Here is a 24793-nt window from a genome sequence, read left to right on the forward strand (position 1 = left end):
TGTTTGTTTAGCGACTCAATTATACCAAAAAAAGGGGGGTCATTGTTTTTTGTTTTAAAAAAACTTTGAAACCCTTGATAATACAGAGTATAGATCTATTAATTATATAAATAGGTTTACACTAACTAGAATTAATCGGAGGGATTAATATGAAAAGACCATTAGAAAACATAAAGTATAATATTTCAGAAGCTTTAGAACTGCCTATAGATATTATGATGGACTTACCAAGACTAACAGTAATAGGTAATGTTGAAGCCTCATTATTAAATCACAAAGGAATAATAGAATATACTGAAAAGATCATAAGAATAAATACAAAATCAGGGATATTTAAAATAACAGGAGAAGATTTGGAAATAAAAACTATACTATCTGAAGAGATTATTATTATGGGAAATATTGAAAATATAGAAATCATAAGCTAGGGAGTGTTGATATGCTAGCTATAAAAATATGGAATTATTTTAAAGGATATGTTATTATTAGGGTTGAAGGATTAACACTGGAAAGATTATTAAATTTAGCAGCAACACATGATATATATCTTTGGGATATAAAAAGAAAAAACAATCTTGTATTAGAGATGAAATCCACAACTAGAGGATTTAAGGAACTAAGAGAAATCGTCAAAAAAGTAGGATGCCGGGTAGAAATAAAAGACAAAATAGGACTTCCATTTAGTATACTGAAGCTAAAAGAAAGAAAAATGTTAGTTGTAGGTTTTTTGATGTTTTGTATAATAACCATATGGCTAACATCTACTATCTGGAATATAGAAATAATAGGAAATGAGCAAACACCAAAGGAAGAGATAATTTCTTTACTTAAAGATAACAATATAAATATAGGCAAATTAAAATTTAATATGGATAAAGATAATATTAAGTATATGTTAATAGATAATTATGATTATTTCTCCTTTGTCTCTGTAAATATAAAGGGAACAAAAATGACTATAGAAGTAAAAGAACAAGATTTGCCACCTGAAAAAGTAGATAAGTCATATCCATGCCATATAGTAGCAAAGAAAAAAGGAGTTATAGTTAAAGTTGTACCTAGAAATGGCAGAGCAATTGTAGAAAAAGGTGAAGTAATTAATGAAGGAGAAATCCTTATAGCGGGTATACTAACTAATGAAAATAGGGAAGAACAGATATTAGTTCATGCAGAGGGAGAAGTAATGGCATTAACTAGATATAGCAGCATTATAAAAGAACCTATAGTAAAAAATGAAGAAAGGGAAACAGGAAAAGTATACAAGGAAAAAGGAATTAAATTTGGAGATAAAGGTATTATTTTTATGAAAGGAAATATTCCTTTTACTAATTACAAAGAAATGGAAACAAAAAAAGATTTAATAAATCTTCAAAAATATAATATAAGTTTTCCAATTAAAACAGTGAATTACGAATATAGAGAAGTAGAGCTAAAGGAAATTAAACAAAATATAGATTTTTTAAAGAGAGATTCTCAAATTAAAGCTACAAAAGAAATAAATAGTCAATTACCTGAAAATGTAGAAATACAATCAAAGAATACTAGACATCAAATAGATGGAAATATATTAACTACCCAAGTAATAGTAGAAGTACTAGAAGACATAGGAAGAAAGCAAATTATAGGGAACAAGGAGGAATAAGTTTGACAAACAATATAGAAGAAAATAGTATTGTAATAGAAAACAATGAAACTTTAAGAGAATTATTTGGAGATTTAGATGAAAATATTAATATAATAAAAGAAGAATTAGGAATCAACATAGCAACTAGAGAAAATGAAATAAAATTATATGGAAATAGAGTATCTATAGACTTGGGAGAAAGTTTGATTTATAATTTAATTGATATAATTAAAAAACATGGAAAACTTGATAAGCAAGAACTTAGATACTCCATTAAACTTTTGCTGGATGGACAAGGAGAATATGTAAAAGAATTATTAAATGAAGTAATTTGTGTTACAGCTTCAGGAAAAAGTATCAAACCTAAAACCTTAGGACAAAAAAAATATTTAAATGCAATTAAATCCAATGATATAGTATTTGGAATTGGACCTGCAGGAACAGGAAAGACATATTTAGCTATGGCAATGGCAGTTCAAGCTTTTAAAAATAAGGAAGTGAATAGAATAATTCTTACAAGACCAGCAGTTGAAGCAGGGGAAAGCTTAGGATTCTTACCTGGAGATTTACAAGAAAAAGTTGACCCATATTTAAGACCTATCTATGATGCCTTATTTGACATATTAGGGGCAGAATCCTACGGTAGATATATTGAAAAAGGTGTAATTGAAGTAGCTCCTTTAGCTTATATGAGAGGCAGGACTCTTGATTCATCATATGTTATATTAGATGAGGCACAAAACACTACAAATGAACAGATGAAAATGTTTTTAACCAGACTTGGATTTGGTTCAAAGGCTATTATTACGGGAGATATAACTCAAATTGATTTGGCTAAAGGAAAGGAATCAGGTCTTAAAGGTATTACAAATATATTAAATGATGTTAGAGGAATAGACTTTATATATCTTACAAAGCATGATATAGTTAGACATCCTTTAGTTCAAAGGATAATAGATGCTTATGAAAGATATGAAGATACTAAAGATAAGTAAAATATAGATAATAAAGATTTTAGGCAATGAAAATAGAAGAGTTTACTTGGTTATTGCTTGTGATTTTTTACGGCAATTCTTTTTTTAACTTTTAATAGAATGAAATCAATAAGTAAAATTAATATCAATACAGAAAATCGGAGGCATATGCCATGGAAATATATATAGATAATAGGCAGGATAAAATAAAGTTAGAATATGATATTGAAAGGATAATTGAAAATGTAGTAAAAGAAGTTTTAAACTTAGAAGAAGAATCCCTAGATTGCGAGGTCAGTGTGTCATTTGTAGATAATACAGAAATAAGAGAGTTAAATAGAGAGTATAGATCCATGGATAAGGAAACAGATGTATTGTCTTTTCCAATGGAAGATGACTTTTTCCTAGAAGGACCTACCTTATTAGGAGATATAATTATTTCCTTGGAAAAGGCATTGGAACAATCTGAAGATTTTGGACATTCTCTAGATAGAGAAATTGCGTATTTAACAGCCCACTCTATGCTTCACTTATTGGGTTATGATCATATGGAAGAAGATGAGAAGGATATAATGAGAACAAAAGAAAAAGAGATAATGAAAAGATTAGGGATATTCAAAGAAAACAAAGGGGATTAAAATATGAAAAGGAAATCCATAATCGATAGTTTTAATTTTGCAGTTTCTGGAATCATCATAGCATTAAAGACTGAAAAAAATATGAAAATACACTATATAATTGCCCTTGGAGTTATAATTTTAAGTCTTTTTTTTGATTTCTCCAGGGTAGAATTTCTTTTATTATTGTTTTCAATAACATTAGTAGTTGTAGCTGAAATGGTAAATACTGCATTAGAAAGAGTAATAGACTTAATCACACAGGACTATCACCCATTAGCACGTTTAGTAAAGGATGTGGCAGCAGGTGCAGTTTTAATTGCAGCTATTAACTCTATAATAGTAGGATATTTACTTTTTTTCGATAGATTAAGTGAGTATACAAATTTATTATTATTTAAAATAAGAGGATCATCCGTTCATCTTACTTTTGTGGCACTATTAATAGTTATACTTTTAACCATAGGGCTTAAAGCCAAGTTTTATAGAGGGCGGGGTACACATTTTCAAGGGGGGACAGTAAGTGGTCACTCTGCAGTATCATTTTGTGTAGCTACAATAATAGCTTTTTTAGCACAAAATATGTTAGTTACCACATTGACTTTTTCCCTGGCTATTCTAGTAGGTGAAAGTAGAATCGAAGGAAAAATACATAGCCTTATGGAAGTTATATTTGGTGGAATACTAGGAATATTAGTAGGAGTCTTAGTGTTTCAAATCATAGGATAAGGGGGACCAAAATGAAATTAAGAATAAGAATTATTTTATTAGCAGCTTGTGTAGCTTTAATGCTAACTGGATGTAAGAAGTCAAAAGTAGAAGAACCAGCAGTAATAGAAAATTCAGAAGAAGGAGAAGAAACTTTAGAAGAAACAAAAGAACCAGAAAAAGTGGGTGTGCCTTCACCTTTAAGTGGAATATATGTAGAAGAATCAAAGGTAAATAGAAGACCTGTGGCAATTATGTTTGATAATCATCATGGTGCTAGATGGCAATCTGGTTTAAAGGATGCAGAAATAGTATATGAAGCTTTAGTTGAGGCTCCTTATACTAGATATATGGGTATATATCTAATAAACGACCCAGACTCCATTGGACCAATTAGATCAGCTAGACCTTATTTTATAACATCTGCTTTAGAGTATGATGCTGTTTACGTTCATGTAGGTGGAAGCGCACAGGCGAAGTCAGACATTAAATCCTTAAAAGTAGCAGATATAGATGGATTAAGTAGTTCCAACAAAGTGTTTTGGAGGAAGTCTCATAAAAAGATGCCTCATAATCTATATTCAAGTATGGAAATTTTAAGAGCAACTCAAGAGGAAAGAAAATACAGGTTAGATGGAGAATATAAACCTTTTAAATTTTATGAAGATGATACGGATATTGAAGGGGATATTGCCAATAATATTATTATTAAGTATAGGAAGAATAATACTACTGAATATAATTATGATACTGAAAATAAGGTTTATACTAGAAAGAAAGATGATAAACTACATATAGATGAATCAGATGAGACTCCTATTGTAGCTAAAAATATAATAATTCAAGAGGCAAAAACAAAAGTACTTGACAATGAAGGCAGATTAGATGTTCAATTAATGGGAGCAGGAGAAGGAAAATATATAACCAATGGCAAAATAATAGATATAAAATGGGCAAAGACATCGAGAAATGATAAAACCATATATACAAATTTAGAAGGAGAAGAAATAACTCTAAATCCAGGAATAACATGGATTCAAGTTGTTGAACCAAAAACAGAGATTACAATAGAGTAAAATAAATCCAAAAAAAGAGGAGGTATTTCATTGGATATAAAAGGATTAATAAGAAAAGCTTTAGAGGCCCAACAAAAAGCATATGTTCCATATTCAAAATTTCATGTTGGTGCAGCTTTACTGACTGAAGATGATGAAATTTTTACAGGATGTAATATAGAAATTGCATCATATTCAGCTACATTATGTGCAGAAAGAACTGCCATATTTAAGGCAATATCTGAAGGACATAAAAACATAAAGGCAATAGTTGTTGTAGGAGATACAGATTTTACTTATCCCTGTGGAATTTGTAGACAAGTAATTAGAGAATTTGGAAATAATGCTAAAATAATCATAGCCAAATCTGAAGATGACTATAGAGAATATACATTGGAGGAACTATTACCTCATAGTTTCGGTCCAGAGGATTTAGAGGAAGCAAAAAACAGGAGTGAAAATAATGTATAAATCAGGATTTGTAACTGTAATAGGAAGACCAAATGTTGGGAAATCAACTTTGTTAAATCAGGTAATAGGGGAGAAAATATCCATAATATCGGATAAACCTCAAACCACAAGAAATAAAATACAACTAGTATATACAGAGGAAAACAGTCAAATAGTTTTTCTTGATACACCAGGTATTCAGATGCCTAAAAATAAACTAGGGGAATATATGTTAAAGATTTCAAAAAGCACCTTAGAGGAAGTAGACGTAGTTACTTTTATGGTTGATAATAGTATGGAAATTGGTACTATGGATAATCTAATAATAGAGGATTTAAAGAAAATATCTACCCCAATAGTTTTACTAATCAATAAAACAGATAAATTAACAGAGGAAGAAGTATTACAATTAATAGATAAATATGGTAAAATGAATATGTTTGAAGAAATAATACCCATATCTGCATTAAATAATAATAATATAGAAAGATATATAGAAGTATTAAAAAGTAAATTACCAGAAGGTCCACAGTATTTTCCAGAAGATATGATAACAGATCAGCCAGAAAGATTTGTTATAGCTGAAATCATAAGAGAAAAAGCATTACTTAGTTTAGAGGAAGAAGTTCCCCATGGAATTTATGTTTCTATAGATGGAGTAAAGGAAAGAGAAGGTAAAGATTTAATAGATGTTTTTGCTAATATATACTGTGAAAAAGATTCCCATAAGGGTATAGTAATAGGTAAAAAAGGGACCAAATTAAAGGAAATAGGACAAAATGCAAGAATGGATATAGAGTCTCTCTTGGGAAGCAAGGTAAATCTTCAAATTTGGGTTAAAGTAGAAAAGAATTGGAGAGAAAGAGAAAATAAAGTAAAATACTTTGGATATAAATAGTTAGGAAAAAACATGATAAGAACAGAAGGTATAGTTTTAAAAGAAATTAGATATAAAGATACATCTAAAATACTTAGTGTATATACTAGGAAATATGGTAAAATAGGTGTAATGGCTAGAGGTGCTTATAGACCTAAGTCTCAAATTATAGCCAATACTCAAGCTTTTTCTTATAATGAATATCAGCTTCATAGAGGAAAAAGTTTTTTTTACCTAAATCAAGCTGATATAATAGAATCATTTTATTCCATAAGAGAAAAAATAGAAAGAGTGAGTTTTGGATATTATCTCCTTGAATTAATTGATAAATCCATGCCAGAAGAGCAAGAAAATAATAAGATATTCGATCTTTTAATAAAGGGATTAACTATTTTATCTGAGTTAGATAAAGGATATTTTAAATTTATAACAGCATATGAACTTAAATTTATATCTTTTTTAGGCTATAAACCATATCTAAACAAATGTGTATTATGTGGAAAAACTAATATAAATAATCTAAAATTTAGCATATCAGAGGGAGGTATAATTTGTAACAGTTGCTTTTCATTTAATTCTTCAAGTATCAATATAGATAAGGAAATACTTGAGGGTATGAATTCTCTCTTATATAGTCCTCTGGAAGATGTAAATAAAGTTATTATTTCAAAGGAATCTCTTTATAAATTACACGAAATTATGGTACAATATATATTGTATAATATAGATAGACAGAAATTTAACTCTCTAAGTTTGATAAATTCTTTAGATAAAGAATTTATTTAAATGACAGAGACTTGACAAAAAAAACAAATTTTGCTAAATTATTAATCATATAAAATTTATATACGATGATGAAGAAAGAACAATAGATATTATTTAAGCGAGTCTGGGATGGTGTAAGCTAGATATAATTAATATTGAATAAGGCACTTCTGAGTATGCTTTTATAAAGTGGATACTCCTTAGGAGTATTAAATAGGGTGGAACCGCGGAAGTAGACCTTTCGTCCCTATGGGGATGTTGGGTTTTTTTGTTTTCATAAATTGTTAAACTAAGGAGGGTTTTGTATGTATTTTCAGGATTTAATGCTGAAATTACTAAATTATTGGGGAAATAAAGGATGTATAATATTGGAACCATATGACGTAGAAAAAGGAGCAGGAACAATGAGTCCTCATACTTTTTTAAGGGCCCTTGGACCAGAGCCATGGAAGGTTGTATATGTTGAGCCTTCAAGAAGGCCTGCTGATGCCAGGTATGGAGAAAATCCACATAGAGTATATCAACATCATCAGCTTCAGGTAATTCTTAAACCATCTCCTGAAGAAGTACAAGAAATGTATTTAGATAGTTTAAGAGCCATAGGAATTGATCCTCTCAAACATGATATTAGATTTGTAGAGGATAACTGGGAAGCCCCAACTTTAGGAGCATGGGGGTTAGGATGGGAAGTATGGTTAGACGGTATGGAGATTACACAGTTTACATATTTCCAACAAGTAGGAAGTATTAATTGTGAATTAGAGTCAGCTGAATTGACTTATGGACTAGAAAGAATCGCTATGTATTTACAAGATGTAGATAATATATTTGATATAAAATGGAATGAACACTACACTTATGGAGATATATTCAATAAAGCTGAATATGAGCATTCTGTTTATAGTTTTGAAAAAGCGGATATTGACACATTAAAAGGACTATTTAATACCTATGAAATCGAAGTGCAGAAAGTACTAGATGAAGGGCTTGTTTTGCCAAGTTATGATTATGTTCTTAAATGTTCCCACACTTTTAATGTATTAGATGCAAGGGGAGCCATATCTGTATCTGAAAGAACAAGTTATATCGGAAGAGTAAGAAATTTAGCAAGAAAAGTTGCAGCGAAATACATCGAACAAAGAAAAGAAATGGAATATCCTCTACTGAAAAAGGAGGGGCATAGTAATGAGTAAAAAATATTTACTGGAAATAGGTGTAGAAGAATTACCAGCAAGGTTAGTTGGGGATGCTTTAGAACAATTAAAAAATAATGCGGAAAATTTGCTTAAAGATGAGCGAATAAATTATAACAATATCAATGTATATAGTACTCCTAGAAGATTAAGCCTAATAGTGGAAGGATTAGATGAAAGACAAGAAGATTTAAAAGAAAAAGTCAAAGGACCTACAAAGAAAATAGCTTTTGATGAAAATGATAATCCAAGTAAGGCGTTATTAGGATTTATGAGAGGTCAAAATATAGATATAAGTGCAATATATACAGAGGAGTATAATGGTGTAGAGTATATCTATGCAGATGTAGTGAAAACTGGTAAGACTATAGAAGAAATTTTAAGTTTAAATATACCTAATCTAATAAAGATGATTAATTTCCCTAAATCCATGAGATGGGGAGGTAAAAATATTAGATTTGCTAGACCTATTAGATGGCTAGTTTCATTATTAGATGATAAAATAATCTCCTTTGATCTAGAAGGAATTGCAGTATCTAATGTTACAAAAGGTCATAGATTCCTAGGAAATAGCAAAATAGAAGTGCCTAGTGTAGATGAGTATATGGAGATTTTAAAGAAAAACTTTGTAATATTAGACCAAAAAGAAAGAAAAGATATTATTAAATATGGTTCGGAAAAATTGGTGAAAGAAAAGGGTGGGAATTTACCGAAAGATGAAAGTCTTTTAGATGAAGTAACTAATATAGTAGAGTATCCTACTCCGATAATAGGAAGGATAAAGGAAGAATATCTTTCTCTGCCTAAAGATGTAATAATAACTCCTATGAAGGAACAATTAAGATTTTTTCCTGTATTAGATGATAAAAATAGACTATTACCTTATTTTATCACTGTAAGAAATGGAAATGAAGAACATATAGAAACAGTTATAAAAGGAAATGAAAAGGTATTAGGAGCTAGGTTAGAAGATGCTAAGTTTTTCTATATGGATGATATTAAAAATCCATTAGAATCCTATGTGGAAGAACTTAAAAAAATAACCTTCCAAGATAAATTAGGAACATTATATGATAAAACTAAGAGAATTCAAAGCTTAGGTGTAAAAGTAGGAGAGTACCTAGAGGTTGGAGAAGAAACTGAAAAAAATATAGAAAGAGCAGGATATTTATCTAAAGCAGATTTAGTTACAAAGATGGTAACTGAGTTTACAGAACTCCAAGGAAAAATGGGTATGGAATATGCTAAAACCTCAGGGGAAAATGAAATAGTGAGTTTAGCCATATTTGAACAATACTTACCTAGATTTGCAGGAGATGAACTTCCAACTACTACAGCGGGTGCTGTATTAAGTATTGCAGATAAAATAGATACTATATCTGGACTATTTGCCATAGGAATTCACCCAACAGGCTCTCAAGATCCATTTGGTTTGAGACGTCAAGCACTTGGGATTATAAATATAATACTAGATAAAAAACTAAGTATATCTATTAATGAATTAGTAGAAACAGCTCTTTATTTTTATGTTGATATAAATGGATTGGCTTTTGATTATGAAAAAGTAAAACAAGAGATTATAGAATTCTTAAATGGAAGAATAAGAAATATGTTTATAGATATTGGTATCAGATACGATATTGTAGATGCAATAATCGGAACCAATATAGATGATGTTTATGATATGAAAATAAGAGCAAATAAATTAAATGAATGGTTGAAGAAAGAAGGATTATCAGAAATTTTATCTGCATTTAATAGAGTGTCTAATTTAGCTGAAAAGGCAGTTTCAGATGAAGTGCAAAGAAGCTTACTTACTGAAGATGAGATAGAGTTATATGATAAGTTTAATAGTATAGAAGAAAAAGTGAATAATTTACTTCTTAAAAAAGAATATGATAAAGCATTAGATCAATTAGTAGTACTAAAAGAGCCTATAGATAATTTCTTTGATAAAGTTATGGTAATGGTAGAAGATGAAAGACTAAGAAATAACAGACTAGGCTTATTAAAGAAAATATATGATATAATGGTTAAAATCTGTGATCTATCAAAGATAGTAAATAAATAACCCTTATTTATATTTTTAGATAATAAAAATATGGGGGGATACTATTATGCAATTAAGTGAAAGACAAGAAAAGATAATTGACATAGTCAAGGAAAATCAACCTATTACTTCTGAAGCAATTGCCAGTATGCTTAAACTTACTAGATCAACTTTAAGACCAGACTTGGCTATTTTGACTATGTCTGGAATATTAGATGCAAGACCAAAAGTAGGTTATTTTTATACTGGAAAAACTAGCCTTTCATATATTTCTGAAAAGATAAAAAAGATAAAGGTTTCGGACATAAAGTCTGTACCAGTAGTAGTAGATGAAGCTATTAGTATTTATGATGCTATAGTATTAATGTTTATAGAAGATGTAGGTTCTATTTATGTTACATCCAAAGGTCTATTGTCAGGTGTAGTATCAAGAAAAGACTTCCTTAGAAACGCCATAGGTGGTATAGATTTAAATAAAATGCCTATAGGTATGATAATGACAAGAATGCCTAATATAGTCTATGTAGAACCAGAGGATAGTATTTTAGATGCAGCAATAAAATTAATAGACCATGAAATAGACAGCTTACCTGTAATAGAAGAAGATAAAGAAGCAAAAGGTTATAAAGTATTAGGCAGAATAACGAAGACAACTATAACAGGACTGTTTGTAGAATTAGGTAAAAATGATTAAGGGGGCAGATTTATGGACAAAAGCCTAACAATTTATGTACTATCAGACTCCATAGGGGAGACTGGGGAATTATTATCTCGTGCAGCTTTAAGTCAATTTAACTCAGGAAGATATGAAGTTAGAAGGTTCCCCTTTATTACAGCAGAAGAACAAATCATGGAAATATTTGAAGAAGCTAAAAATGAACCTAGTGTTATAATCTATACAATAGTGATAGAGAAGTTAAAAAATTTTATAACATTTAAAGGTCATGAATTTAATATTCCAACAGTAGATCTAATGACTCCAGCTTTAAATGCAATTGAATCTGTTCTTGATTACCAGCCAAAGCGTGAATCAGGATTGATTAGAAGGCTAGATGAAAATTATTTTAGAAAAGTTGAAGCAGTTGAATTTGCTGTAAAATACGATGATGGAAAAGACCCGAGAGGAATAAAGAAATCAGATGTTGTGTTAGTAGGTATATCTAGAACATCTAAGACACCTTTAAGCATGTATCTAGCACATAAAAACTTTAAGGTAGCAAATGTACCTTTAGTTCCAGAGGTACCAGCCCCAAATGAATTATTTCAAAAAGATAATAAAAGGATCATTGGCCTTATTGCCAATTCAGCCAAACTAAATGAAATTAGACAGGAAAGGCTAAAAGCTTTAGGCTTAGGAAACAATGCTAATTATGCAAATATAGATAGAATAAACTTAGAATTAGAATATTCTAGAGAAATAATGGATAAACTTGGTTGTATAGTAATAGATGTGTCTTATAAAGCTATTGAAGAAACAGCAGGTCTTATAATAGAGCATATGAAGAGAAATTTTGGAGAAAAGGTCTTCCAATAGAAGTGTTTTAAAAACACTTCTATTTTATTTAAAAAATAAAAATTATTTCATTCAAAAAAGAAGGATTATTGAAACTTATGTTGTATATATAATAGTATGGATAAATTATGTGTTAGAGGGGTAAATAATGAATATAAGATTAAGAATAGAAGAAATAGAAAAAAACAATTTATCTCAATATGCCATGCTTAGCCAAAATTCAAAGGGAAGAAAAAACTTTGAAGGAAAATGTACTATGAGAACTGATTTTCAAAGAGATAGGGATAGAATAATTCATTCCAAATCTTTCCGCAGACTAAAACATAAGACTCAAGTATTTATAGCACCAGAAGGAGACCATTTTAGGACAAGACTAACTCATACCCTTGAGGTGGCACAAATAGGAAGAACTTTAGCAAGGGCTTTAAGATTAAATGAAGACCTTGTAGAAGCCATAGCACTAGGTCACGATTTGGGTCATACACCCTTTGGGCATACTGGTGAAAGAGTATTGAATAAACTGCATCCTAATGGATTTCATCATAATGAACAATCTATACGAGTTGTAGATATATTAGAGCATAAAGATGAAAAAATAGGATTAAATTTAACTTATGAAGTAAGAGAAGGTATATTGAACCATTCTGGAGAGAAGATTTCTGAAACTTTAGAAGGACAATTAGTGAAATACGCAGATAGAATAGCCTACATTAATCATGACATAGATGATGCCATAAGGGCAGGTGTTATTAAAAAAGAAAGCTTACCAAAAAAATCTGTAGAAATCTTAGGAAAAAGCCATGGTGAGAGAATAAATACCATGATTTTAGATATAATTAAGAATAGTATGAAAAATGATAAAATAAAAATGAGTGATAGTGTAGGAGCGGCAACTAATATATTAAGAGAGTATATGTTTGAGAATGTATATCTTAACAACAACGCAAAATCTGAAGAATATAAAGCGGAATACGTTATAGAACAACTTTACAAATATTATTTAAACAATATAGAAGCATTACCACAAGAACATTTAAACATTTATAAGAATATAGACTGTGATATAGAAGATATTATATGTGATTATATAGCGGGAACAACAGATAGATATATAGTAAATTTATTTAATAATATCTTTCTACCTAAACCATGGCAAAAATATTGAAAAAAAAGAAGGATTTTTGGATTTTATGTCGAATATAATCTTATGAAGTAAAATTATTAGAAAAGATTGATGGTAGGTGAGGTATTTAGGTGATATTATGACAAGTTATATAAATGATGAAACAATTGAAAAGGTAAGAGAATCTGCTGATATAGTTAGTATTATTTCAGATTATATTCAACTGAAAAAAACAGGTGGAAACTATGTAGGGCTATGTCCTTTTCATAACGAGAAAACTCCTTCTTTTTCAGTATCAGACACTAAGCAATTTTTTCATTGCTTTGGATGCGGAGAAGGTGGAGATGCTTTAGCTTTTATAATGAAAATGGAGAATTTAGAATTTCCAGAGGCAGTTAAATTCTTAGGAGATAAACTAGGTATTGCCATAGAGGAAACAAGTCCTAAAAATCAAAAGCTAATAGATGAAAAAAATAAATTTTATGAGATTAATAAGGAAACAGCAAGGTTTTTCTTTAGTAATTTAACTAAAAATGAATCAGGATTAAATTATTTATATAATAGAAAAATAAATAATAAGACTATAAAACAATTCGGCCTAGGATATTCTTTGAACAAATGGGATGATTTATATAAATATCTTAAATTTAGAGGATATAAAGAAGCAGATGCCCAAAAACTAGGATTAATAGGTAAAAAGTCAAGTAATGACGGATATTACGATAAATTCCGAAATAGAATTATGTTTCCCATAATCGATACAAAAGGTAGAGTTATCGGTTTTGGTGGAAGAGTTTTAGATAATTCCATGCCTAAATATTTAAATTCCCAAGAAACCCCTGTATTTAATAAAGGAGAACATCTCTATGGACTAAATTTAGTAAACAAATTCTCTGATAAAAAAAGAATAATATTAGTAGAAGGCTATATGGATGTAATTGCATTATTTAGTAAAGGGATAAACTGTGGAGTAGCAAGCCTTGGAACAGCTTTAACTGAAAGACAAGCAAAGCTACTTAAAAGATATGGAGAGAATGTATATATTTGCTACGACTCAGATCAAGCTGGTATAAATGCTACTGACAGAGCCATAGAAGTCCTACTAAAGGAAGAGATTGAACCCAAAATAATAAATCTTGGGGACTATAAAGATCCGGATGATTTTTTAAAAGAAAACTCTGTAGATCAATTTGAAAAAACAATAAATGAATCCTTTAATCATATAGATTATAGAATTCATATTAATAAGAAGAAATATAATATAGATGAAGCAGAGGGAAAAATAAAGTTTACAATTGAAATAGCAAAGATAATAAAAAGATTAAAATCTCCTATAGAAAAGGATGTTTATATAGAAAAGATTTCTAAAGAAATGAATATATCAAAAGAAGCAATAGAAAAGGAAGTATTTGGGAATACTATAAAACATATAGCAAATAGCACTTTTAGGAATAAAACTAAAGGTGATGATAAATATAAAAAAGAAAATATAGCTCCAGTTAAAACCATATTGCCTTCAGCCAGTCTTACAGCTGAAATCGATTTGATAAAATTAATGATTTTCGATAAAATTTATTTTGATATGCTAATTAAAGAGGTTTCTTTGGATGAATATATGAACTTAGAGTGTAAGCAAATTCTTAAAATAATAATGGATTTATATAAAGAAGATGAATATTTAGATGAAGAACTACTATATAAAAAGGCAAAGGAAATACCTAATATAAGTGAAGAACTACTCCATTTAGTATTTGAGAAAAGAATAAATTTTTCACCAGAAGATGTGGAGCAGATGATAAAAGACTTAATTAATACAATTAAGGTAAATAAACTAAGAAATAAAAGAGATGTGGTAAAAGAAAAAATAGAAAAGTTAGAGAATAAATCTGAGATGGACTCAAATGAAGAAGAACAATTTCTTTTACTATGTATAGAACTAACTAATTTGAATAAAGAACTAAACCTCATGATACATGAGGATGGGAGGTAAGCCAGTTGGATCAACAAAATAAGGATAAAGACAAAGCAAAAATAAATACTGCTAAAATGGAGGCTGTAAAGAAGCTAATAGACAAGGGAAAAAAAGAAGGAATGTTAACATATAGTGAGGTAATAGAAGTACTGGAGGATATTAGTATAGATGCAGACCAAATAGACGAGATTTATCAAAGCTTAGAAGCTATGGGAATTGAAGTAATTGGAGATAAAGAAGAGCTATTATTGGAAAAAGATGATATAGATGATAATATAGATAAAGATGAATTAGAAGAAGTGGATATAAAAGAAGATTTATCAGTACCTAAGGGAATTAATGTAGATGACCCTGTTAGAATGTACTTAAAAGAAATAGGAAAGATACCCCTATTAACTGGTGATGAGGAAATTAAACTAGCTAAGAGAATGCAAGATGGAGATGAAGAAGCAAAGAAGAAACTTGCAGAGGCTAACCTTAGATTAGTAGTAAGCATTGCTAAAAGATATGTAGGTAGGGGTATGCTTTTCTTAGATTTAATTCAAGAAGGTAACTTAGGACTTATGAAAGCAGTAGAAAAGTTTGACTATGAAAAAGGATTTAAGTTTAGTACCTATGCTACATGGTGGATACGTCAAGCCATTACAAGAGCCATAGCTGATCAAGCTAGAACCATAAGAATTCCAGTTCATATGGTTGAGACAATAAATAAATTGGTTAGAGTTCAAAGACAATTAGTTCAAGAGTTAGGAAGAGATCCTAGTCCAGAGGAAATAGGTAAGGAAATGGGTATGGAAGTTGAAAGAGTTAGAGAAATCATGAAGATAGCTCAAGAGCCAGTTTCTTTAGAAACTCCAATTGGTGAAGAAGAAGATAGTCATTTAGGTGACTTTATACCTGATGATGAAGTACTAGCTCCAGCAGAAGCAGCAACATTTACTATGCTTAGGGAGCAATTAATAGATGTATTAGATACTTTAACTCCTAGAGAACAAAAAGTTCTAAGACTAAGATTTGGATTAGATGATGGTAGAGCAAGAACATTAGAAGAAGTAGGAAAAGAATTTGAAGTTACAAGGGAAAGAATCAGACAAATAGAGGCTAAAGCTTTAAGAAAATTACGTCACCCAAGCAGATCTAAAAAATTAAAAGACTTCTTAGAATAATAGAGGTTCGCCTAAGGCGAATCTTTATTACATTTAATATAAGTGTAATAGAGATTATATCTATAATTTAGAAAGGGAGAAAATAATGAAACTATCTCAAAGACTACAGGCTATAGGAAACTTTGTACCTAATAATTCTATAGTAGCAGATATAGGTACAGATCATGGATATATACCAGCTTATTTAATTCAAAACAATATATCTAAAAGAGTTATAGGGACAGATATATCAAAAGGATCTTTGGAGAAAATAATTGACTATATAAGAGAATTAGGAATCGAACATAGGGTAGACACTAGATTAGGTGATGGACTAGAAGTAATAAAACCCTATGAAATAGATACAGTAATTATCGCAGGTATGGGTGGATTATTGATTCGGGATATACTTGAGAATCATAAGAAAGTTACAGATTCCATAATCAATTTTATATTTCAGCCCATGGTAGCTTCAAAAGAATTAAGACAATATTTAATAGAAAATAAATTTGAAATTATAAAAGAGGAATTGGTGAAAGAGGAAGATAAATATTATGAAATAATTTATGCTAAAAAAGGATTATCTTTTATTAAAAAAGATATATATTATGAAATAAGCCAATTCTTAATTAAAGAAAGACATCCTTTATTGAAGGAATTTATAGAAGAAAAAATAACATCAACTAAAAAGATAATGGAAGAAATAAAAGATATAGGTTCAGAAAAATCTCAGGAAAGATATTTAGAATTAAAAAATTCTTTAAAGGATTATGAGGAGGTATTAAAGGAGGTTGAAGGCTAAAGCGATAATGGATTTAATGAATAGTTGGGCATTGCCAGAGTTAATTGATGACTGGGATAATACTGGTTTTCAAATAGGTGATGACAATAAAGATGTAAGTAGAATATTACTTGCTTTAGATTTAAATGATAAGATCTGCCAAAAAGCAATTGAAGAAAACTTTCATATTATAATAACTCACCATCCACTTATATTTAAGCCTATAAATAGTATAACTACATCTAACTATAAGGAAAAACTTGTATATAATTTAATTAGAAATGAGATTGTAGTGTATAATGCTCATACAAATTTAGACAGGGCAGAAGGAGGAGTAAGTCACCAACTAGGAAAACTTCTTGGTTTAAAAGAAGGTAAGCCTCTGCATTTAAACTTTGAAAAATCTTTTGGATATGGTAGAGTAGGAGATATAGAAGAAATAAGTTTAAATGATTATATAAAGGTGATAAAAGAACAATTAGATACTGAAAATGTAATAGTATATGGAAATCAGGAAAAACTTATAAAAAGGATTGCGGTTTGTGGTGGTAGTGGAGCTGAGTTTATATATGATGCCTATAGGGAAAATGCAGATATTTATATAACGGGAGATATAAAATATCACGAAGCTCAAATGGCAGATGAACTAGGTTTAACAATAATTGATGCAGGACACTATCATACTGAAAAGATTATATTGCCAGTTATAAAAACATACTTAGAAAGCAAATCTAAGGAAAGTTTATATATAGAAATATATAATAATCCAAGTCCATTTTATAAGATATATTAAAGGAATATTTAATTATTTAAAGGATAAGATAAAGATGAAAGATATATATTATGTAAATTATAGAAAATATATCCTTTGCAAATTTTGACGATTTATGGTATATTATATATCTACATTATGAGTAAGTTGAGTGGTCGCGTGTGGTAACACATGAGGAAAGTCCGTGCTTCGTAGGGCAGGATGCTGGATAACGTCCAGTGGGGGTGACCCTAAGGATAGTGCAACAGAGATATACCGCCAGAACTCTTTCTCAGTTCATAATAACGATTACTACTGGGTTTGCAGTGAAATAGCCGATGAAATAACTGAAAGATGGGGCTATCTGGTAAGGGTGGAAAGGCGAGGTAAGAGCTCACCAGCATTTAGGTGACTAAATGGCTATGTAAACCCCATCTGAAGCAAGACCAAAAAGGAATATAAAAGGCGGTTGCCCGCTGCCATTCCAGAGGTAGGTCGCATGAACCTATTGGTGACAATAGGTCTTAGATAGATGACCATTTAAACAGAACACGGCTTATAGACTTACTCGTATACATAATCAAAACATCAGCTTTTCAGCTGGTGTTTTTTTATTGGTTGATTTTTGAAAAAGAGTATCTCTATACTTTTCGCATCAATTGACTTTATGGACTATTCACTGTTTAATCATTCATATATTCTATTAATTTCCATATATCTATGCTATAATTAGAAAACCATTTAAATTAATAATAGAGGAGATGAGACATTGAAAAAAATAGTTCTATTAGTAACAATTATTATAATGCTTTTATCATCTGTTGTTCCAAGCTTTGCATTATCACCATTGGGATATGATGATAGAATTAAAAACCTAGTTGTTTTAGAATACATACCAAGCACATATGTAGATGAAGCTGAGAAACCACTTACTAGAGTAGATTATGCTTTCCTAATCTCTGGTTTTCACCAACCTCATTATTATACTAAGGGAATGTATATGAGTGGACAAACATATAAGGATGTTCCAACTTGGGCGAATCCATATGTTGACTTTTGTATAAAAAATGATTTAATTCAGGATATTGATAAGAATAATTTTGGAGCAGCAAATCACATTTCTAAAGAGCTTTTCTTAGAATTTTTGATTAAGGAGTTAGGTCATGATACAAATGGTAAAGATATATATACTTTAGCCCAAGATATCTATCTTTTAGATTTTGAAGAGGTTGAAAATTTAAAAGAATTAAAGGAATTTAGGATTAAGGATGCTCTTTATTTAATATATAATGCTTTTCTACTAGTTCCCAAAGGAGAACAAAATATTATTTTAGCAGAACAGTTAGCTGAAAAAGATCTTCTTAACTCTTATTATTTAAAAGAAAGGGGACTTAGATATGAGATAGTATCCGAGAGAGAATACTATAAATATAATAAAGATAAGATTAATATGAATCCAGAGATAAAATCCTATGAAGAAGGAAATACAGCAGAATATGGAATTGATAACTCTATACCACAAATGATAATAGAGGGCGACTACATATATTATGTAACAGCGGACTACAATATAGATTATTTAAGAATAAAGGAGAGAAATACTAAAACAGGGAAAACGAGAATTTTAGTTGATAAAAAGGGTGTATATAATATTCTTGGGAAAAGAAAGGATTATATATACTATGTCCAAAGTTCTGATGAAATCTATAATTCTGGGATTTATACAGGGGTACACAAATTAGAATTAAGATCTGTTAATGTTAAAACTATGGAAGATAGATCAGTTGATTCTAAGGAAACAGTGAATGATTACAGAGGGGGAATAGTCTATTATTTAGGGAAAAATTATATATATAAATTAAAAGAATTTCGAACTTTATATTCTATACCTATTGAAAAATTAGGTTCTTCAAAATGGGAATCCGTATACTATAATAAAGATGGAATAAATGTTATTACAGTTGGAAACGATGATAGCGTATATGGTAATTATTTAATAAATGATACATCGAACCCTGTAACATTAATAGGAATAAAGCCTAACGGAAAATTAATGGAATATGGAAAGTATGATTATATTGCTAATTTAATTCAATTAGATGAATGGCTCTATATTTCATGTAAGGATTTGATTAAAATCAATAAAAATACAAAGGAGGTTCAATTAGTTATTAAAAATAGTGGTATAGTTAATATTCAATATCCTTGGCTTTATTATGCCAATGATGGCTATTACAGAATGAAATTAGATAGTGAAACTCCTTTAATTCAACAAGTACATTACTCCTATTCAGATGTATATGGAACTTACGGTAAGCTTATCCTATATAAAGATAAAGCATATACCATGAAGCGATATACTGATGAAGTCTTTAAAATATTCACTATTGATATGAACACTTGGAAGAAAAAAGAAATCTTAGATAATAGAAAATAGAAAAATTGAAGTAAGTCTAAGAAAGAAAAGGTACTAAGTACACTTCGGATTTTGTTGCAAATAATGAAGAGAGACCCGTTAAACTAAGATTATAATAGTAGCTGAAACTGAAAAATGAGTCAATGGAACCTTTAAAAAAACTCCAACAACTAAAAAATATTACAATGAAGAACATGATATATCGTCATCTATAGGGTTAATTCCAAAGGAGATGTTAGATATAAACTATAAAGAGATTTGTAAAGGTATGATGTATTGTTTAACATTTAGAAAACCATAAAATATATAATAAGAAATATATTATATATTTTTAGAATATTATTGACATTTAATCTGTACTATTATATTATATTCTAAAGTGGTAACAACCAGATATTTAAACAATAAAGATAACTAGGGAAACTTATGGAGGGAACAGACAATGGATAGAAGTGGCATAATACCTTTATATTATCAATTAATGGATGAAATAATTAAAATGATTGAAAAAGGTAATTTACAAGCCCATGACCAGTTGCCATCGGAAAGGGAATTATGTAACACTTATAATATTAGTAGATCTACTGTAAGACAGGCAATTCAGGAATTAGAGAATGAAGGGTATATTTATAGAGTTCATGGAAAAGGAACGTTTATATCTCCAGAAATTTTTAAGCAAAGCCTATTGAAGATTTATAGTTTTACAGAGGAAATGAAAAAACTAGGAAAAACACCTAGTTCTAAAGTATTGTCTTTCGATATAATAAGTTGTGATGAAAAATTGTCTAGAAAAATGAAGTTAAATCAAGAAGATAAGGTATATGTTTTTACAAGATTAAGGTTAGCAGATCTTAAACCAATGATGTTAGAAACAAGTTTTGTACCATGTGATAGATTCCCTAACTTAACTAAAGAAGAACTAGAATCCACTCCAATGTATGATATATTTATGAAAAAATATAATGCTAATTTTACAAAAGCAGAAGAGATATTTCAAGCAGTCTTAACTAGAGAATTAGAAGCCGATCTTTTAGAATATCAAACTGGACTTCCTAGTATGATGATTGAAAGAGTTACTTATGAAAATGATTTTATAATAGAATATACAAAGGGGGTTGCTAGAGGGGATAAATTTAGGTATCAAGTAGTATTAAATAAATAAAAAAATTTTAAATCAACTGGTAATGACGTCATAACATCAGAACGTCATTACGAGTGGATATGTATGAAAGGAATGATTAAATGTTTGGATATACTAAGGAAAACTGGACTCAGATAAATGGACTGAATACAGCCAGTGAAATATATCAACAACCTAGACTATGGGGTGAAGTAATAGAAATAGTAAAGTCAAATATAGAAGAAATAGGAAATTATTTAGAGAAGAGATTAAATAAAAAAGATATTAGAGTAATCTTAACAGGAGCTGGTACTTCAGCCTATGTCGGTGAAATAGTGGCTGCTAAATTAAATGAAGGAAAAAAAAGTATTTATGAGTCCATAGCTACAACTGATATAGTAGATAATCCAGAGCTTTATTTAAAGAAGGATATACCTACAATATTGGTATCATTTGCTAGATCAGGAAATAGTCCAGAAAGTGTTGCAGCATATAATCTTGCTAATGAGTTAGTATCAGATATATCTCATATTTTCATAACTTGCAATAATGAAGGAAAACTTGCGAAAATATCTACTGGTAAGGAAAATATTCTATTATTAACTATGCCAGAAGAATCAAATGATAAAGGGTTTGCTATGACAAGCAGTTTTTCATGTATGACTTTAGCATCACTATTGATATTCGATTTGGAAAACTTTAAAAAAAATGAAAAACAAGTTATGAAATTAATATCCATTGGTGAAATCATACTAGATGAAGGCTATAAAGGAATACAACCAATTATTAGTGATGATTATAATAGGATTATATATTTAAGTTCTAGTAATTTTAGAGGATTGACAAAGGAAAGTGCATTAAAGCTTTTAGAGTTAACTAGGGGTCAAATTGTTTCTCAAAGTGAAACTGTATTAGGGTTCAGGCATGGACCTAAGTCTATAGTAAATGATAAGTCTGTTATTATAGTTTATATATCTGATAATGACTATACACGTAAATATGAAATAGATATATTAAAAGAAATTTATTATGACGTAGGCAATCACAAGTTAATAGCAATATCAAATAATTATTATGAGGAAATAGAAGATATTACAGATAAATATTTATATTTAACTAAGGATAAAAGTGAAATAGAAAATATAGGACTTATATCATTACTGTATGCAATATATGCTCAAGTATTTTCTTTATTTTATTCTGTGAAATCAGAAGTAGAACCAGATAATCCTAATCCAAGTGGATTAGTAAATAGAGTAGTAAAGGGGGTTACAATATATAAATACTAATAAATTTAAACAACCTTATTAAAAAAATGTTAGGGGGAGAAAAATGAAAATTAAAAGAAGTTTGTCAATTTTATTAGTAGTGATGATGCTTATTACTGTAGTAGCAGGATGTTCAAAAAATGATGCAGGTAATTCAACAGATGGCAAGGTAACATTGACTTTTGGTCTATGGGATAAATATCAAGAGCCAATTATGAGAGAATTGGCAGATATGTATGAAGCTAAAAACGAAAATATAAAAATTGATATACAATTAACTCCATATGGACAATATTGGACAAAGCTTGAGACAGCTGCAACTGGAGAAGTACTTCCAGATATATTTTGGATTAATGGACCTAATATAGTTAAATATGCTGCAAATGATATGCTAGTTCCATTAGATGAATTAGTTGAGTCTAATAATATTGATCTTAGTGTATATCCAGAAGGATTAATAGACCTTTATACTGTAGAGGGTAAACTATACGGTATACCAAAGGATTGGGATCTTACAGCACTTTGGTATAATAAGAAACTTTTCGATGAAAAGGGCGTAGAATATCCAAATGAAAATTGGACTTGGGATGATATGGTTGAAGCGGCAAGAAAATTAACAGATAAGGAAAAAGGAATTTATGGTATAGCTTCAAGACCTGATACACAAGAAGGTATATATGATACAATTCCTCAAGCAGGAGGATATATAATTTCTGAAGATAGAAAAACTTCAGGATATGATACAAAAGAAGCTTTAGAAGGAACGAAAATTTGGATAGATCTTTTGGAAGAAGGATTGTCACCAACTCTTGAAGAACAAGCTGATACAAACGCTATAGAATTATTCAAAGGTGAAAAAGTAGCTATGGTATATGCTGCATCATGGAATGTGCCAGTATTTATGGAAAATGAAATCATTAAAGACCATATAGATTTAACTGTAATGCCTTTAATAAAAGAACGTGCTGCCACTATTCATGGATTATCAAATGCCATAGCAGCTAATTCTAAACATAAGGATGAGGCATGGGACTTTGTAAAATTCTTAGGAAGTAAAGAAGCAAATGAAGTATGGGCTAAGTCTGGAGCAGTAATTCCAGCTCATAAAGAGGTACTAGATATCTGGGAATCTTCGTATCCAGATATTAACTTAAAAGCTTTTGTTGATGAACTAGATTATGCAGTTATGTATCCAGTTTCAATGAATACTTCAAAATGGAATGATGTAGAAACTGAGTATATTAAGCAAATGTGGAATAGGGGTATAACTGTAGAAGAAGGATTAAAGAAAATAGCTGAGTTAATGAATGAGGCTTTAACTAAAGAACAATAATAGTTTAAATTTTGTCGATTAGCCTTGTAATAAACAGGGCTAATTGATTCTTAGATTGTAAAAGCCCTTACCAACTTGAACTATATTCTGCGAGGGGCTTATTATAGAAGGAGGATCACATGAAAGCTAATACTGATATTAAAAACAACCAGAACAATAAGGCCTTAAAGGCATCTGGAAAAAGAAAGCTTAATGATCTTTTTTGGGGATATTTATTAATTTTACCAACAGTGCTGGGACTTGCAGTATTTTATATAGCTGCATTTTTTCAAAACTTATACTATAGTTTTACAAACCTAGGGGCCTTTGGTAAATATAAGTGGGTTGGAATGGAAAACTATATAAATGTGTTTTCTGACCCTAAGGTACCACAGGCTCTAATAAATACTGTTAAGTTTACAGTTATTAGTGTACCTATTAGTATTATCATATCTTTATTTATAGCTACATTATTAAATTCAAAAATAAAGGGACTATCATTGTATAGAACTTTATACTTTTTACCAGCTGTTACTATGCCAGCAGCCATTGCCATGATGTGGAAATGGTTATATAACGGACAGTATGGATTACTTAATCAGTTGCTAGCTAAAGTGGGAATTGAAGGACAGGCTTGGATTGCAGACCCTAAATTTGCCATGGGAGCTTTAATTGTTGTAGGAATATGGAGTTCATTAGGAATGAAGATTATATATTTCCTAGCTGGATTACAAGGCATACCTAAGGCATATTATGAAGCGGCAACCATAGATGGAGCAGGTCCTATTAGACAATTTTTTTCTATAACGCTTCCTTCTTTAACACCAACTATATTCTTTGTAATGATAACTTCACTAATTGGTGCACTTCAAATGTTTGATTTAATATTTTTAATGATTAGTAAAACTAGTTTAGCCGTAGATAGTACCATGTCAATAGTATATTTATTTTATAAATATGCCTTTGAATTCCAAGAAAAAGGATATGCTTCTGCCATATCAATTGTATTATTTATGATAATCTTGGTTATTACCGCAATTCAATTGAAGCTACAGAAAAAATGGGTAAACTACTAGAAG

At 29.7% G+C, this 24793-nt stretch carries 23 protein-coding genes and 1 other RNA gene; all 24 read left to right on the plus strand.

Annotation, left to right across the window (positions count from 1 at the left end; genetic code table 11):
* The first annotated feature begins 149 nt into the window (after nt 1–149).
* The 24 genes from yqfC to FYJ83_RS09915 all read left to right on the plus strand — a co-directional run bounded on the left by yqfC (nt 150) and on the right by FYJ83_RS09915 (nt 24790).
* Nucleotides 150–428 (plus strand): sporulation protein YqfC, encoded by a 279-nt coding sequence (gene yqfC, locus FYJ83_RS09800; RefSeq protein WP_154440148.1) that lies wholly within the window; start codon nt 150–152, stop codon nt 426–428.
* An 11-nt stretch (nt 429–439) separates the two neighbouring features.
* Nucleotides 440–1642: a sporulation protein YqfD gene (yqfD, locus tag FYJ83_RS09805; protein WP_154440149.1), complete on the plus strand. Its 1203-nt coding sequence runs from the start codon at nt 440–442 to the stop codon at nt 1640–1642.
* Between the two features lie 2 nt (nt 1643–1644).
* Complete coding sequence (locus tag FYJ83_RS09810) at nt 1645–2619, plus strand: PhoH family protein (RefSeq protein ID WP_154440150.1); 975 nt, start codon at nt 1645–1647, stop codon at nt 2617–2619.
* Nucleotides 2620–2771: 152 nt separating this feature from the next.
* Nucleotides 2772–3236, plus strand: coding sequence for an rRNA maturation RNase YbeY (ybeY, locus tag FYJ83_RS09815; RefSeq protein WP_154440151.1), 465 nt, complete (start codon nt 2772–2774; stop codon nt 3234–3236).
* Between the two features lie 3 nt (nt 3237–3239).
* Nucleotides 3240–3944, plus strand: coding sequence for a diacylglycerol kinase (locus FYJ83_RS09820; protein ID WP_154440152.1), 705 nt, complete (start codon nt 3240–3242; stop codon nt 3942–3944).
* Nucleotides 3945–3955: 11 nt separating this feature from the next.
* Complete coding sequence (locus tag FYJ83_RS09825; protein ID WP_154440153.1) at nt 3956–4999, plus strand: DUF3048 domain-containing protein; 1044 nt, start codon at nt 3956–3958, stop codon at nt 4997–4999.
* A 30-nt stretch (nt 5000–5029) separates the two neighbouring features.
* On the plus strand, nt 5030–5449 hold the full coding sequence (locus FYJ83_RS09830) for a cytidine deaminase (protein WP_154440154.1): 420 nt from the start codon (nt 5030–5032) through the stop codon (nt 5447–5449).
* The gene (era, locus tag FYJ83_RS09835) at nt 5442–6326 is read left to right on the plus strand and encodes a GTPase Era (protein WP_154440155.1); all 885 of its coding nucleotides are present in this window, start codon (nt 5442–5444) and stop codon (nt 6324–6326) included. Before FYJ83_RS09830 ends, era begins: the two co-directional genes overlap by 8 nt.
* A gap of 12 nt (nt 6327–6338) precedes the next feature.
* Complete coding sequence (recO, locus tag FYJ83_RS09840; protein ID WP_154440156.1) at nt 6339–7091, plus strand: DNA repair protein RecO; 753 nt, start codon at nt 6339–6341, stop codon at nt 7089–7091.
* A gap of 284 nt (nt 7092–7375) precedes the next feature.
* Complete coding sequence (gene glyQ / locus FYJ83_RS09845; protein ID WP_154440157.1) at nt 7376–8263, plus strand: glycine--tRNA ligase subunit alpha; 888 nt, start codon at nt 7376–7378, stop codon at nt 8261–8263.
* Nucleotides 8256–10334: a glycine--tRNA ligase subunit beta gene (glyS, locus tag FYJ83_RS09850; RefSeq protein WP_154440158.1), complete on the plus strand. Its 2079-nt coding sequence runs from the start codon at nt 8256–8258 to the stop codon at nt 10332–10334. The genes glyQ and glyS overlap by 8 nt, the downstream gene beginning before the upstream one ends.
* Nucleotides 10335–10380: 46 nt before the next feature.
* A complete protein-coding gene (locus FYJ83_RS09855) occupies nt 10381–11007 on the plus strand; it encodes a helix-turn-helix transcriptional regulator (RefSeq protein ID WP_154440159.1) in 627 nt (208 codons plus the stop codon).
* 12 nt (nt 11008–11019) lie between these two features.
* Nucleotides 11020–11847, plus strand: coding sequence for a pyruvate, water dikinase regulatory protein (locus tag FYJ83_RS09860; RefSeq protein ID WP_154440160.1), 828 nt, complete (start codon nt 11020–11022; stop codon nt 11845–11847).
* Between the two features lie 127 nt (nt 11848–11974).
* Complete coding sequence (locus tag FYJ83_RS09865; protein ID WP_154440161.1) at nt 11975–12991, plus strand: deoxyguanosinetriphosphate triphosphohydrolase; 1017 nt, start codon at nt 11975–11977, stop codon at nt 12989–12991.
* Nucleotides 12992–13088: 97 nt separating this feature from the next.
* Nucleotides 13089–14939 (plus strand): DNA primase, encoded by a 1851-nt coding sequence (dnaG, locus tag FYJ83_RS09870; RefSeq protein WP_154440162.1) that lies wholly within the window; start codon nt 13089–13091, stop codon nt 14937–14939.
* A 5-nt stretch (nt 14940–14944) separates the two neighbouring features.
* Complete coding sequence (gene rpoD, locus FYJ83_RS09875; RefSeq protein ID WP_154440163.1) at nt 14945–16087, plus strand: RNA polymerase sigma factor RpoD; 1143 nt, start codon at nt 14945–14947, stop codon at nt 16085–16087.
* 85 nt (nt 16088–16172) lie between these two features.
* Nucleotides 16173–16868, plus strand: coding sequence for a tRNA (adenine(22)-N(1))-methyltransferase (locus FYJ83_RS09880; protein ID WP_154440164.1), 696 nt, complete (start codon nt 16173–16175; stop codon nt 16866–16868).
* Complete coding sequence (locus FYJ83_RS09885; protein WP_154440165.1) at nt 16858–17640, plus strand: Nif3-like dinuclear metal center hexameric protein; 783 nt, start codon at nt 16858–16860, stop codon at nt 17638–17640. The genes FYJ83_RS09880 and FYJ83_RS09885 overlap by 11 nt, the downstream gene beginning before the upstream one ends.
* A gap of 118 nt (nt 17641–17758) precedes the next feature.
* An RNA gene (rnpB, locus tag FYJ83_RS09890) (RNase P RNA component class A) lies at nt 17759–18173 on the plus strand.
* 194 nt (nt 18174–18367) lie between these two features.
* On the plus strand, nt 18368–20035 hold the full coding sequence (locus tag FYJ83_RS09895; RefSeq protein ID WP_154440166.1) for a hypothetical protein: 1668 nt from the start codon (nt 18368–18370) through the stop codon (nt 20033–20035).
* Nucleotides 20036–20456: 421 nt separating this feature from the next.
* Nucleotides 20457–21176 (plus strand): GntR family transcriptional regulator, encoded by a 720-nt coding sequence (locus FYJ83_RS09900; RefSeq protein WP_154440167.1) that lies wholly within the window; start codon nt 20457–20459, stop codon nt 21174–21176.
* 80 nt (nt 21177–21256) lie between these two features.
* Nucleotides 21257–22423 (plus strand): SIS domain-containing protein, encoded by a 1167-nt coding sequence (locus FYJ83_RS09905; protein ID WP_154440168.1) that lies wholly within the window; start codon nt 21257–21259, stop codon nt 22421–22423.
* Nucleotides 22424–22466: 43 nt separating this feature from the next.
* Entirely contained in the window at nt 22467–23735 is a 1269-nt protein-coding gene (locus tag FYJ83_RS09910) for an ABC transporter substrate-binding protein (RefSeq protein ID WP_154440169.1), read from the plus strand.
* Between the two features lie 119 nt (nt 23736–23854).
* On the plus strand, nt 23855–24790 hold the full coding sequence (locus tag FYJ83_RS09915) for a carbohydrate ABC transporter permease (RefSeq protein WP_154440170.1): 936 nt from the start codon (nt 23855–23857) through the stop codon (nt 24788–24790).
* The last annotated feature ends 3 nt before the right edge of the window (nt 24791–24793 follow it).

Origin of the sequence: Tissierella pigra (assembly GCF_009695605.1) — a bacterium.
Taxonomy (GTDB): Bacteria; Bacillota; Clostridia; order Tissierellales; family Tissierellaceae; genus Tissierella; species Tissierella pigra.